The 14,049-nt window shown below is 65.1% G+C and carries 9 protein-coding genes; 5 read left to right on the top strand and 4 right to left on the bottom strand.

The features are described 5' to 3' along the window. Positions 1–35: 35 nt before the first annotated feature. On the top strand, positions 36–4,256 hold the full coding sequence (locus tag QP996_RS02090; protein WP_284870986.1) for a hypothetical protein: 4,221 nt from the start codon (positions 36–38) through the stop codon (positions 4,254–4,256). Between the two features lie 236 nt (positions 4,257–4,492). Here QP996_RS02090 and QP996_RS02085 read toward each other — a convergent pair whose 3' ends face one another. Genes QP996_RS02085 through QP996_RS02075 form a run of 3 tightly spaced genes read right to left on the bottom strand, consistent with a single transcriptional unit; the run spans position 4,493 to position 7,688 of the window. Further along, positions 4,493–4,930, bottom strand: coding sequence for a hypothetical protein (locus tag QP996_RS02085; RefSeq protein ID WP_284870985.1), 438 nt, complete (start codon positions 4,928–4,930; stop codon positions 4,493–4,495). A 53-nt stretch (positions 4,931–4,983) separates the two neighbouring features. Beyond that, positions 4,984–7,077, bottom strand: coding sequence for a YhgE/Pip family protein (locus QP996_RS02080; protein WP_284870984.1), 2,094 nt, complete (start codon positions 7,075–7,077; stop codon positions 4,984–4,986). Further along, positions 7,074–7,688: an ATP-binding cassette domain-containing protein gene (locus tag QP996_RS02075; protein WP_284870983.1), complete on the bottom strand. Its 615-nt coding sequence runs from the start codon at positions 7,686–7,688 to the stop codon at positions 7,074–7,076. The genes QP996_RS02080 and QP996_RS02075 overlap by 4 nt, the downstream gene beginning before the upstream one ends. Before the next feature lie 96 nt (positions 7,689–7,784). Between QP996_RS02075 and QP996_RS02070 the strand changes: the two genes are divergently transcribed. Then, positions 7,785–8,339, top strand: a complete 555-nt coding sequence (locus QP996_RS02070) for a TetR/AcrR family transcriptional regulator (RefSeq protein WP_284870982.1) — start codon at positions 7,785–7,787, stop codon at positions 8,337–8,339. Here QP996_RS02070 and QP996_RS02065 read toward each other — a convergent pair whose 3' ends face one another. After that, positions 8,340–9,191, bottom strand: a complete 852-nt coding sequence (locus tag QP996_RS02065) for a hypothetical protein (protein WP_284870981.1) — start codon at positions 9,189–9,191, stop codon at positions 8,340–8,342. It lies immediately after the preceding gene. Positions 9,192–9,613: 422 nt separating this feature from the next. On the opposite strand from QP996_RS02065, the gene QP996_RS02060 reads away from it, so the two are divergent. From QP996_RS02060 to QP996_RS02050, 3 genes are all read left to right on the top strand, one after another. Then, positions 9,614–10,564: a methylenetetrahydrofolate reductase gene (locus QP996_RS02060; protein WP_284870980.1), complete on the top strand. Its 951-nt coding sequence runs from the start codon at positions 9,614–9,616 to the stop codon at positions 10,562–10,564. Next, entirely contained in the window at positions 10,561–12,819 is a 2,259-nt protein-coding gene (gene metE, locus QP996_RS02055; protein ID WP_284870979.1) for a 5-methyltetrahydropteroyltriglutamate--homocysteine S-methyltransferase, read from the top strand. Before QP996_RS02060 ends, metE begins: the two co-directional genes overlap by 4 nt. 215 nt (positions 12,820–13,034) lie before the next feature. Next, the gene (locus tag QP996_RS02050; protein ID WP_284870978.1) at positions 13,035–14,000 is read left to right on the top strand and encodes an endonuclease domain-containing protein; all 966 of its coding nucleotides are present in this window, start codon (positions 13,035–13,037) and stop codon (positions 13,998–14,000) included. The last annotated feature ends 49 nt before the right edge of the window (positions 14,001–14,049 follow it).

Below are 14,049 nucleotides of genomic sequence, written 5' to 3'. Positions count from 1 at the left end.
TCGAATATCTCCCTAGACGTTGAAGGACTATGACGTTGCATAACGCAAACCTGAAAAAGCGCATCATGACCGCAATGGTCACTGGTGTTATGGCTACGGGCGCGGTCGTATCCGCTCCGCTCGCAGAAGCCGCAAACGAGAACACCTCCAGCCAGCAGATCGTCCGCGCCTACGAGAAGCTCAGCGGCGCAGATCTGGCCCGCTACGACCAGATGCTTCAGCAAACCGTGAAGCAGGACCAGGCGATCGACCTGCTCCCGTCCAGTGTCGGCCCGGGCTGGTGCATCGACTGGGGTCTCGGTAACCCGTGGGATACCGGTAACTACGAGGTGCGGAAGCTCACCGGTGCGTCCGGTCGCGTCGGCGATGGTGACCGCATCAGCAAAGACGTTCACATCGCGGCCATCAACGTGGTGAAGGAACTGCAGAAGGACTACAAAGCCTACGCAGCGGGCGACAGCTCCAAAGCAGACGCCATCAAGGCCAAGAACGCGATTCTGCGCGCCCTGCTGTCCAACCAGCTGGGCTACCTGAATCAGGCTCGCGAGGATGTACTTAAGTTCCACAACACCCAGTTCGAGAACCTTACCGGTTTCCGCATCTTGCACCACCAGGCGCCGAAGGGTCAGCCGAGCTACTACCTTGACAAGCTTGAAGAGCGCCACGCCGAGATTGCTAAGACCGTCAAGCCGGGCGAGTACGTCACCGTGCTTGTGCCGCTGGAGTACGACTTCAACATCGTTCCGCACAAGTCCTTCCAGCGCCTGATCCCGGTCCCGCAGCCGGGTCTGGATCCGAACCCGAAGCCGACGCCGGATCCGAGCGAGGAGACTTCCACGCCGAAGACCACGGAGCGGATTGTCACCACGGTTACTTCTACCCTGCCAGCAGTAACCACCACGGTTACCCGCCCGCAAGAGGTCGTTACCACCGTGACGCAGCCGGGCACCACCGTCACTGAGCCGGGCACCACCGTGACGCAGCCGGGCACCACCGTCACTGAGCCGGGCACCACCGTGACCCGTCCGGAGCAGGTCACCACCGTCACCTCCACCAACCCCGCCGTGACCGAGACCGTGACCTCCACGATCACGCCGGAGCCGACTACTACGACCTCCACGGTCACCGATGTCGAGAAGTACTTCGTTGAGAAGTACTACGAGCGCGTTAAGGAAGTTTCGGAGTACTACTACTTCGCAGGCTTCACCTATGGCGAAAAGTCCAAGGTCATCGAGCTGCCGGAGAAGATCGGCAACAAGTGGACCTTCGAGATCATCAAGGGTTCCGACATTGTCATCGTCGAGCGCTCTGAGGACGGCAAGCTTGTCATCACCCCGCGCGAGGACTTCGAGGGCGAGGGTGAGGTTGAGATCCTCATCACCGATGACAAGGGCAATCAGCACATCTACCGCATCAAGGTCACCGATACCGTTGCTGTGCAGGATTCCCTCGACGTCAAGGTGAACAACTTCTTCTACACCTTGAATGCTGGTAGCGAGGACCGCATCACCACCATCCCGTGGAAGCCGGGCGAGGACATCGACTGGGGTCTGGGTTACGACAAGGACGGCAACCTCATCCAGCCGGAGCACGGCGAGGTTGAGATCCTCAAGGACGAGGAGAAGGGCACCGTCACCGTCAAGGCCGGTGAGAACTACACCGGTAACGTCATTGTCCGCGTCACCGAGGACAGCGGCGAGGTTCGCGAGAACATCGTCACCGTGGAGAACAAGACCTCCAAGTTCGACGTCACCCGCGAGATCCTGAACACCTCCACTGCAAAGATTGAGTACCGCGGCGGCGACTACAAGATTCTGGGCAACGGGGACCAGATGGTCACCATCGAAAAGGACGGCGACGTCTGGGTTGTCACCCCGAAGGATGGCACAACCGGCGATGTTGAGATCGTCTTCACCGACGAGAACGGCTTCGAGTACAAGTACACCTTGAAGCTTATTGAGGATAAGAACTCCGGCCCGACCATCACCCAGCGCGATCTCCAGTACAAGTCCGAGACTCCGGACACCCTCGAGATCAAGTACATCGAGAACCACACCGCTGAGATCGTCGCAGGCGACGACGTGGCGAAGATTGAGAAGAAGGGCGACACCTGGGTTGTCACCCCGACCAACCCGAATGGTGGTCAGGCGACCGTCCACATCAAGGACGAGAACGGCCGTTTGGTCGCCGTCTGGATCGTCGACATCGAGCCGCAGTCTGAGCAAGATGTTGAGAACCAGGCCGTCGACCGCGAGGTCAACGACCGCGCGACCGTCGAGATCTCCCGCGGCACCAAGGACTTCAACTGGCTCGAGGTCGTCGAGGGCAGCGAGTACCTCACCGAGGGCGCTGACGGCTCCGAGCTCGGCGACAAGGACAACCTCAAGCTGAAGTTCAAGCCGGTTCCGGAAGGTGAGACCCGCATCGTCAAGGTCGTGGAGTACGCCAAGACTCCCGACGGCGAGAAGCCGTTGCCGGTCAAGACCTACACCTACACCGTCGAGCCGTCCCCGGTCCGCGAGATGGACTACACCATCACCGCGGATAACGAGCTGAAGCTCTACGGCAACAAGTTCCGCATCGTCAAGGGCGGCGACCTGCTGGCTGAGCAGCCGGAGAAGGACGCCTCCGAGATCAAGGTGACCCCGAAGCGCGACGCCAAGGGCACCCTGGTCATCGAGAACGTCTCCGACGACGGCTACGTCTTCGAGCGCTACACCTTCGAGATCACCCCGGGCCGCAGCGCTGAGGTGACCCCGGAGAACACCACCATGGGCTGGAACGCCAAGGCCACCATCGCGTCTGAGGACGGCGAGAAGGTCGAGGTCCTCGAGGGCGAGGAGTTCGTGGATGTCACGCGCGACGGCGACAAGATCATCGTCACCGGCAAGGACAAGGCTGGCAAGGCCCTGATCCAGGTCAGCGACAAGCGTGGCGCGTACGCACAGTACGAGATCACTCTGGTCGAGCCGAAGCGCAACGGCCTGTTCTCCTACAAGATCTCCACCTCCACCGAGTTCCAGGCCACCCTGGTCAAGGAGGAGAACAAGTTCCAGGTGATCAAGGGCGCTGACGCGTTCGAAGCACCGGAGGAGAGGAACGGCCAGTGGGTCCTGCGTCCGAGGGCTGACAAGGTCGGCGAGACCGGCATTGTTGTCGAGTACAACAAGGCGGGCGAGGAGATCAACCGCTACAAGCTGGAGGTCGTCGAATCCAAGACCACCGGTGCACGTCAGCAGACCGACTTCCTCATCGAGGGCGACGCCAAGGAGCTGAAGAAGCTGGACGAGGGCAACAAGGTTGTCGTTGTTAGCGGCAACGACCTGGTTGGCCTCAAGGACAACGGCGGTTCCGTCGAGCTGACCGCGAAGAAGGGCTCCGCAGGCAAGGTGGTCCGTGCCGAGGAGCGCAACTCCAACGGCGACCTGGTCCGCACCATCTACTACGCCGTCTACCCGGAGGGCACCCGCACCGCCGAGGGCAATGTGATCAGCGAGAACAACGACCTGCCGATTGTCATCGACACCAGCATCAAGAACGACTCCCCGGTCAACGTCACCTTCCCGGAGAACGTTGACAAGCTCATCTTCACCAAGGGCGAGGAGTACTTCGAGGACGTCAAGATCACTGACGAGGGCGTCACCCTGGTTCCGCGCAAGGACCTTGAGGACGGCACCTACAAGGCGACCTACCTCCTGGTCGGTCCGGATGGACAGGCCTACGGCGAGCGCGAGATCGAGATCAACGTCAACGTTGAGAGCGGCACCCGCGTCGAGCAGAAGGGCTCCTCCGAGCTCGACGGCAAGTGCATCGCCGGCATCGTGGGCCTGACCGCTCCGCTGCTGCTGGCTATCCCGCTGGGCATCCTGTCCCAGGTCCAGATCCCGGGCCTGGAGGGTGTCTCCGCGCAGATCAACGCGGCTATCCAGGACGCGAACAACCGTATCCAGCAGGGCCTGGGCATCTACAACGAGGACCGTGCACAGCGCGCGGCTGGCATCCAGGGCGCGTTCTCCATCGAGAACCCGCAGATGATCGGCATGGCAGCTGGTGCCCTGGGTGCTATCACCCTGGGTCTGCTGGCAGTCGACGGCGTCATGCGCGCCTGCGGTGCGGAGGAGTACACCTCCTCCTACATGCTCGGCAAGGCGACCGGCAGCGAGACGCTGATGAACGGCTCCTCCGGCAAGTCGGACAACAAGTCCAACGACAAGGCTGAGGACCAGGCTGAAGGCTCCTCCAACAAGGAGAACTAAGCCCCCGAAGAGCTAATGCCCACCAGGTTCACCCTGGTGGGCATTACTCTTGCCTCATGCTTACCCCAGGATGCTTACTTCTCGACGAACCACCGGCTCCACCCCGCAACAGTCCCGATAAATAAGCATCCTGGGGTAAGCATCTAGCACCGTGCCACCGCCACCCACCCAGGAACGCGAAAACCTCGTGCCAGGCGCCTGCATGGCGGGCACGGGGTGGGCAGCGCGCGTGGCGGCTACTTTCGCGGCAGGGCGGCCAACGCCAGGCCGATGCCCACGAGCCAGGAGTCCTTCGCAATGGCAAGGCCTGCACTGGACGGGCGGATGCCGTCGTCCTCGGTGTACTGGTCGTTACCGAAGTACATGGAAAGCAGGCCGGCACCGAACGCGGTCAGGCCCAAGCCGGCCAGGCGGTTCGGGATCAGCGGGCACAGAAGCGCCGCACCGAGGGCGGTTTCAGCGGAGGCAAGGCCGGTGGCGAACGTTTCGGCGTCGACCTGGCCGAGCTGCGGGATGCCGTCGGTAGCCATATCGCGCAGGCCTTCTGCACCCTCCTTGTCCACCTGGAACTTGCCCAGGCCGGAGTTCAGGATCAGGGCGCCGGTGGGGATGCGCAGCGCGGCGGACGGGAGACGCAGGTTGATCTTGTCCTTGTTGGACTTCTTCAGAAACATGGGCGGGGTCCTTCGATCTATTGGGAAATATTGTGCCCCGCCCATGTTAGGGGTTAAACGGACAGCTCGGGGTGGAGGTCCTTCATGTGCCAGGTCCGCCGGGCGTACAGTGCCACGCAGGAGATGGCCACGGACATCGCGCCGACGAACAGCAGCACGGTCACGGCGGTCCACATGCGCGGGTCGTAGGACGGGGTGCCGAACAGCGCGTAGCGCACCAAATCCACCGAGTAACGCATCGGGTCCCAGCTGTGCACCCACTGGATGAACTCGGGCTGCACCTCCGGCGGGTACAAACCGTTCGACGCGACCAGCTGCAGCGACATCAGCGCCATGGTGGCCAGGCGCCCAGGGGCGGGGCCCAGCGCGGTGTTCAGGGCCATGATCGCGGTGACGAACACCCAGGACACCAGCACCAGCACGCCGAGCAGTGACAGCGGGTGCAGTGGCTCGACGTCCAGGATGAACGTCTGCATGATCCACAGGGCGACGGACTGGAAGAAGCCGATGATGAACGACGGGATCATCGTGTACAGCAGCACGCGCAGCGGGTTGGTGCCCGAGTCGATCGCGCGGCGGCTAAACGGCGGCATGATCATGTACATAATCAGCACGCCGAACCACAGCGACAGCGACAGGAAGAACGGGCTTAAGCCCTTGCCGAAGAAAGTCACGCCGTCGCCGACGTTCTCGGTGTGCACCGGGTCCGCGGCTGCGTCGATGGCCTTGTTCAGGCGCTCACCCTCCCAGCTTGGGGCCTTTTCGGCGCCGTCGGACAGGCTCATGGAGAGCTCGCCGGTGCCGTCGGAGAGCTTGACCAGGCCGTCGTTGAGGTCGCCCAGACCCACCACCAGCTGGTTCGAGCCGGCGGCCAAGCGCGAGGTGGCGTCCGTGGCGGTGTTCGCCGCCACGACCAGCTTGCCCGTGCCGTCCTTCAGCGTGGTCACGCCGGCGAGCAGGGTGCCGGAGCCCTCCTGCAGGCGCTTCAGGCCGTCGGCAAGCGTTTTGGCGCCCTCGACGGCGCTGTCCACGCCGCCGCGGTACTTCGCGCTCGGGTCCGACAGCTGGGTCGCCAGCTCGTGCGCGCCGGCCTGCAGCTGCATCAGCTGGCCGACCAGGTTGTTTTCCGTCACTGCCTGCAGCGGCCCGGCGTTGATCTGCAGCTGCACGCCGCGCGCCTGGTCCGCCAATTCCTTGCTGCCCGGGATAGGGGAGCGGTCCAGGTCCGCGATCACGTTATTCAGGTTCGCGTTGATGTCGTCCAACGCGGCCTGCAGCTCGTTGATCTTGCCCGCAAAGCCGGCGATTTTGTCTACGCCGCCGGCGATCTGCGTGGCGCCGTCGCCAAGCTGCTGCGTACCCGCCTGCAGCTGAGTCAGGCCGTCGGAGAGCTGGTCGGCGCCGCCGGAAGCGGTGGTGATGCCGTCGTTGAGCTGGATTGCGCCGTCCTGCAGACGCGCGACGCCACCGTCGAGCTTGGTCACCGCGTCCGGCATCTGCTGCACCTTGTCGTTGAGCTGCTGGATGCCGTCGTCGAGCTGCGTGCCGCCCTCGTCGAGCTTCTCCGAGCCGTCGTGTGCTTTGGTCGCGCCCTCGTCCAACTGTTCGGCGCCGTCGGCGGCCTTATGCACGCCATCCGAGAGCGTGTTAATGCCCACAAACAGCTGCTCCACCACCTTGCTGCCCACGGAATTCGACACCGCGGAACCGATGGCCTCCGCGGCCTTCTCGCCCAGCATGGTGGGGATGAAGCCGTTGGTCTCGTTCAGCGTGATGTTGATCTTCGCCGAGTGCGGGTCCTCCTCCTTCACGCTGGTCACAGCGTCGGAGAAGTCTGTGGGGATCTCTAGGCCCAGGTAGTAGGTGCCGTCGGCGATGCCCTCTTGGGCCTCCTCGGCGCTGACCACCCGGAAATCCATGGGGCGCTGCTCCAGCAGCTCGTCCACGACCTGCTGGCCGTTGTCGCCCTCGTCCGAGTTCACCAACGCGACGGGCAGCTTGTACAGGTTGCCCAGCGGGTCCCAGTACGCCCAGGGGAACAGGCCGCCGAACAGTAGCGGCAGCAGACAGATCGCCGTGATGGCGAGCGGGGGAAGCTTGCCGTGGGCGAACTTCCGGAAGTCGGATCCGATGTGCAGGCCGCTCATAGCCCCTCCTCATTCACCGTGTTCACCATGACGGGCAGGTGCACCGCGACCCCGCGCAGATCATCCAGCAGCTTGCGGCGGATGTCCATCTTGCGCACCTGGTCCACATCGTCCACGATCAGCATCTTCGCGTCCGGGCGCGAAATCAGCGCGAGCAGGACGCGTAGGCGGAAACGGTCCGTGGGACCGATGTCGCCGACGTGCGCCGTCAGGTCGATGTCTTCCAGCTGCAACGGCTCCAGCCATTTCTCAACGTGCTCGTGGGACTTGATGGCCTCGGACGTGTGCGGTGTGCGGGCGAAGAAGCTCTGCGACCACGCAATCTGCTCGCGCACCACGTCTCGGATGCGCACGAGGCGGTCCAGCCCGTCAATCTCGGTCACGCCCGCGAGCGCGACTTGCTTGAAGCGCTGGCGCGTGGAGGTTTCCTCCCCGTCGAGGAGGATCGTGCCGGAGTGCGGGTTGAAGCGCCCTGCCAGCGCGAGGCTGAGCAGGGTTGAATAGGACTCTCGTCGCGTGTTCAGCAGGGTCAACCCCCGGCCGATGTCGAAGTTTTCCGGGGTGTCGCCCTTGCGGAGCACGAGGTCTTGCGTGCTGAGAATGGGGGTCATGGGTTCCCTTAACCGTAGGGTGGGCTATCACTTAACTCGTGCTATGGTGCTCCCGAAAATAGTCACTGTCAAACCCAAAAAGGGGGCTGGTCAACAATGCGTGCAGATGCCCGCGCGAAACGCGACCAGATCGTCACCGCTGCGCTGGCCCAGATAGGTACTCGCCCGAACTCCGAGATCACCCTCGAGGGCATCGCGGCGGACGCCGGCGTGGGCATCGCCACCCTCTACCGTCACTTTCCCACCCGCGCCGCGCTCTACGACGCCTGCGCGATCGTCTTCCTCGAACGCATCGAAACACTCCTCGATGACACCCTCGATGGCTTCGAGGACAGCCCCGTCGAGCACTTCGAATCCTTCGTGTGGGCCCTCGTCGAATCCGGCGTGGGCCTCCTCGCCACTGCGCTGGCCGCCGATAGCTCCGACGACGGGCTCGGCGCACGGCGCGACGCGTTCATGGGCAAAGTGCAATTGCTTATCGACGCCGCCGCCCCCCACGGCATCATCGCCCCCGGCCAGTCACCCATGCAGCTGGCCACCGAGCTAGTCGTAGCGACGCGGCCGCTCGCCGCCCCGCTCGCGGACATCCTCCCGGATGTGCGCGAGCGCCTGGTGCGCCACCTCATGGCGGGCTGGCGCACCACGGCCTAACTACTTGTTGCCGTCTTGCGGGAAGTCGTTCAGGTCATGGCCGATACGGCCGTCGCGGAACGTGCGCTCCGCTGACTCCCCGCGCAGCTCGTGGCGGCCGCCCTCGGCACCGACGGCGTCCTCCACGGAGTGCTCAGCATGGGTGGCCTTGCGCTGGTCATCCGCCAGGGTGTCCAGGGTGGTCAGGCCCTCCCCGCCGAGGTCTTGGCTGGTGTTGGTGGTGCCGGAGGTGGCGTCGGAAGGCTGCTGCTCCTCGCCCGGCGCATTCGGGAACACGCCGCCTTCGATGCCCTCCTCGCGACGGGCGCCCGCACGGTCGTCCTCCGTACGCGTCGAGTACACGATCGTGGAGGAGCCGGTCTTATCCGTCTCCGTGCGCGTCGGCGCCGGGCGGTAGGCCTTAGCCGGCTCGTCCTCGCCCGCGAGCTTGTCCTTGAGGAAGAACTCCCAGGCAGCCCACGCCCCACCCGCGAGCGCCGCAGTGCCCAGCGTCGTGCCGATGACCTTGCCAACCCCGCCCTTCTTCTTTTTCTTCGCGTTCTTCGCGTGCTTCTCCAGGAACTGCTGGCGCTCCTTGCGGCTCGGGGCCGCATCCTCGAACTGCTTGCGACGGCGGTCGAGGCGGTCGTGCGCGTCGCGGGTGATTTCGCCGGCCTGTGCGCGGGCAGCGCCGTAGAGCTCCTCCAGCTCACCTTTGTCGAACTTGTCGTGGATATCGTCCAACTTGCCGTCCTGCAGGTTATCTAGCAGGGACTGGTAGATGTCACGCTCGCGCTTGCCGTTCTGGTCGCGCAGGTACTTCACTGCCTGGTTGACGATTGCCACAGCCAGACCAATGTTCTTCACGTTCACGGTGTGCTCCTTGCGTTGTGTTTGTAAGTTTCGGGTGGTTACGCGGCCCAGGGTAGCGAAATCCGCCGTGCCTGCTTGGGGGAGCTCAGTGCGGGCTCGGCCGCCCTTCCGGCTAGATCCAGCTACAAGGATCCAGCTAATCGCTTCTGAGAGCCGAATAGCTGGGTCTTACTAGCTGGATCCGCAGATACCGCGAGCGCCGCCACCCCACCGACCCCCGCGCGGACCAAGCGTTACGCAAAAGTGAACAGCTTGGTTCATTTTGCGCGATTAACATTCACGCAGAAAAACCGCGTGCGCAGCGCAAACATTGCGCAAAACTGGCAACGCATTGTGGCGGTTACGTGGCGTCAATAAGTTTCAAGGCACCGTTTAACCACGGTGCAACGAAACACATCAAACCAGCCGAGAAAGGTCCTGCCATGTTCGAAGCCTCTCCTTCGACCAGGCTTTCCGCCTCGGCACCGCTGGACCGCGAGGGCGCGCCGCTGATCCGCCGCCCCCGCCCGAAACGCCAGCGCACCGCCTTAAGCTTCGAGATCATCCCGCCGCGCCCCACGGACGACGCGGAGAAGATCGACCGGCTCATCGCGGGCCTGGCCGAGTACAAGCCGGACTACGTCTCCGTGACCAGCTCGCGCCGCAGCGAGTGGCTGGAGGGCACCGCCGCTGTGATCTCCCGCATCGCGGAGACCACCGACCTGCGTCCCATCGCGCATCTCGCCTGCACTGCGGGCACGCGCGATGAGATGGCGGAGTGGGTGCGGGTGCTTATCGACGCCGGCGTCCGCGGGTTCCTCGCCCTGCGCGGGGACCTGCCGGAAACCGGCCTGCCTGCGGACCACCTCCAGTACGCCACGGATCTGCTCAACCTGATCCAGGACGTGCAGGAGGAAGAGGCGTTCCGCCTCGCCGCCGGCAAGCTCGCGCTTTCCGTGGCCTGCTACCCCAAGGGCCACGCGGAGTCGCGCAACTTCGACCACGACCTGGACGTGCTGCTAGCCAAGCAGCGCCTGGGCGCGGATTTCGCCATCACCCAGCTGTTCTTCGAGGCCCAGGACTTCCTGGAGTTCGTCGAGGTGGCGCGGCTGGCGGGTGTGCGCATCCCGCTCATCCCCGGCATCATGCCGATGACCTCGCTGAAACGGGTCCGACGCATGGGGGAGTTGTCGGGGCTGGAGGTGCCGGTAGGCGTCGAGAGGCAATTGCTCGAGGCTGACGACGAGTACGAGGCCGGCATGCAGCTCACCGCCAACCTGGCGCGCGAGATTTTGGATGCCGGCGCGGGCGGACTCCACGTGTACACGCACAACAACCTGGACGTCACGCGGGACTTTCTGGACCGCATCGGAATAGATAAAGGACAACAATGACCACCTTCCCCAAGGCCACCATCGAGGGCTACCCCCGCATCGGCGCGAACCGCGAGCTCAAGCGCGCGCTGGAGAGCTACTGGGCGGGCCGCATCGACGCTGAGACGTTCCGCTCCACCGCACGCGCCCTGCGCGTGAACAACTACAACCACCTGCGCGACCTCGGCCTGACCGAGGATTACGCCATCCCGGCGGACGTCGCGCTCTACGACCAGGTGCTCGACACCGCCCTGACCGTGGGCCTCGTGCCGGGCGGCGTTGACCTGGACGAGGAGTTCGCGCTCGCCCGCGGCAACGACACCCGCGTGCCGCTGGAGATGACCAAGTGGTTCGACACCAACTACCACTACCTCGTGCCGGAGATCGAGGCTGGTCAGGAGATCAAGGCGGTGCCGGAGCGCATCCTGCGCATCGTGGAGGAGGCCGCCGAGGCCGGCCACAAGGTCCGCCCGTTCCTGGTCGGCCCGGTCACACTGATCGCGCTGTCCAAGCCGGCGGAGTGGTCGCTGCTGCCGTCGCTGGTTGAGGCGTACGCCGAGGTCTTCGCTGCGCTGAAGGAAGCCGGCGTGGACTGGGTCCAGATCGCCGAGCCCGCCGTGGTGGCCGACCTGTCCACCCCGGACGCGGAGATCGCGCAGCACCTGCGCGAGGCCTGGACCGCGCTTTTGGGCCGCGAGACCCGCCCGAACGTGTACCTGACCACCCCGTACGGTTCCGCCCGCGAGGCCCTGCCGGTGCTGGGCGAGCTGGGCGTCGAGGCGCTGCACGTGGACCTGTCCCCGTGGACGCTGGAGGCCGACGCCGGCTACCCGGAGCGCGTGCGCGCCACCGTGCCGGACTCCACCCACCTGGTGGCAGGACTCATCGACGGCCGCAACGTCTGGACCGCCAACCTGCGCGAGCGCACCGACGTGCTCAACTCCCTCGGCCGCGGCGCCGACGCCGTGTCCGTGTCCACCTCCACCTCCCTGCAGCACGTGCCGCACACCCTGAAGGCCGAGCGCAACATCCCGGTCGAGGTCGCCCCGTGGCTGGCGTTCGCCGACGAGAAGCTCGCCGAGATCCAGGCGCTTGTCGCAGGTGAGGAGGGCGCCAAGGAGGCGTTCGCGCAGTCCGACCGCGCCGTGCGCACCCGTGCCGAGTCCACCACCATCCACAACAAGGCCGTCGTGGACCGCGTGGCGGCCCTGCCGGAGGGCGCCGTCAAGCGCGAGCCGGCGTTCGAGGAGCGCAACAAGGTCCAGCGCGAGGAGCTCGGCCTGCCGACGCTGCCGATCACCACGATCGGCTCCTTCCCGCAGACCACCGAAATCCGCAAGGCGCGCGCGGACCACCGCGAGGGCACCCTCTCCGACGCCGAGTACAACGAGGCGCTGAAGGCCGAGATCAAGCAGGTCATCGAGCTGCAGGAGGAGATCGGCCTGGACGTCCTCGTCCACGGTGAGGCGGAGCGCAACGACATGGTGCAGTACTTCGCCGAGCTTCTCGACGGCTTCGTGGTCACCGAAAACGGCTGGGTCCAGTCGTACGGCTCCCGCTGCACCCGTCCGCCGATCGTGGTCGGCGACGTCTCCCGCCCGGAGGCCATGTCTGTGGAGTGGTCGGCCTACGCCCAGTCGCTTTCCGACAAGCCGGTCAAGGGCATGCTCACCGGCCCGGTGACCATCCTGGCCTGGTCGTTTAAGCGCGACGACGTGCCGCTTTCGGTCTCCGCCGACCAGATCGGCGTCGCCCTCGCCGACGAGGTCGCCGACCTGGAGAAGGCCGGCATCAAGGTCATCCAGATCGACGAGCCGGCCCTGCGCGAGCTGCTCCCGCTGCGCGAGGACGACCGCGCCGCCTACCTGGACTGGGCCCAGCGCGCGTTCCGCCTGGTCTCCCTGGAGGCGCAGCCTTCGACGCAGATCCACACGCACCTGTGCTACTCCGAGTTCGGCCAGATCATCGACGCCGTCGCAGGCCTCGACGCCGACGTCACCTCCATCGAGGCGGCCCGTTCCAAGATGGAGCTGCTCGAGGACATCGACGAGACCTTCCACTCCGAGATCGGCCCCGGCGTGTGGGACATCCACTCCCCGCGCGTGCCCTCCCAGGAGGAAATCGCCAACCTGCTGCGCGCGGCTCTGAACCACGTGCCCACCGAGCGCCTCTGGGTCAACCCGGACTGCGGCCTGAAGACCCGCGGGTACGCCGAGGTCGAACCCTCCCTGCGCAACCTGGTCGCCGCGCGCGACGAGGTCGTCGAAGGGCTCTAGGCTCGGCTCTAGCGCGCCGGGCGGGGCGGAGCTGGCGTCGATAGGCAATAGCTCCGCCCCTCGCGCTCGCCCCGCGAAAGTCGAGTACGGGAGGTCGAGTACGCCCTCTATTTGGGCCGGACTCGACCTCCGCCGCTCGACTTTTGGCGGGGCCCTTTCGTTCTCGCCAGTAGCCATGTACTCTGAGCGAAACAAACAAACATCGGGGGGGAAATATGGACAGGAGAAAGCTAGCGCAGCTGCTGGTCAGACCGGGGGAGTCGGACCGTCAAACGTGCATCAAGTTATCCGCGAACAAATTCATCGCCCAGGCAGAATGGTCTCGGCTGAAACACCACGAGCGGGAGTTTCTCAGCAGCTATGCCGTCGGCGCCGCGAGCCGGAAAGCGGTGCTGGTGGGGCGCTCCGCCGCAGTCGTGCACGGCCTGTGGACGCTGCCCGCCCCAAACGCGCCCGTCCTGCTGGCCATCCCAGGACAAAAACCGCCCGCCAGGGCAAGCTGGCCGGAAGGGGTCGAGTACCGCAGCCTGCGCATCCCCGAAGAGGATGTGGTGGCCATCGAGTGCGCGACGCCTGGCGACGTCCTCCGGTTAACCAGCCCCGTCCGCACAGCCGTCGACGTCGCGCGCCTGCACGGGGTGAGGGCAGGAGCCGTCGCGATGGATTCCCTGTTTGTGGGCAAGCCACCGCTGGAGCAGGAACGCATCCAGGCCGAACTCCACGCGACGATCAAGCGCCTGGCCGGCAAGAAGGGGATCGGGCGGGCACGGCAGGCGTTGCGCTGGTCGTCCACCAAGTCCGAGTCGCCGTACGAGTCCCTCCTGCGCGTGATCCTGCGCGAGCGGAACATCGTCGTCCGCGAGCAGATGTGGATTGGCCGTTACGTGCGCCCCGACCTGCTGTGGGGGCAGGTGGCGATCGAGATCGACGGGCTGGTCAAGACGGCGAAGAAAGACGAGGAGTTGGCGAAGAAGGTGTCGCGGGACCAGCTCCTGCGTGAAAACTGGTTACGGAAGCAGATCTACGAGGTCGCCCGCTTCGAGCCGTCGGAGATTCTCCGGGACGAGGAGGCCTGCGTCCGGGAGATCCTGGAGCTCAAGGCCCGCTCCGGTCTCCTCGGCGAGCCGAAAGTACCGGCCACGGTGTTCAGACCGGTGCACGGGGAACACTGGCGGAGGTAGGGGCGCTATACGCCGCCGAAAGTCGAGCGGCGGAGGTCGAGTACGGCAC

Source organism: Corynebacterium sp. MSK008, assembly GCF_030232585.1.
GTDB lineage: Bacteria > Actinomycetota > Actinomycetes > Mycobacteriales > Mycobacteriaceae > Corynebacterium.
Note: the sequence above shows the minus strand (reverse complement) of the source record. Positions and strands in the feature narration are given on the sequence as shown.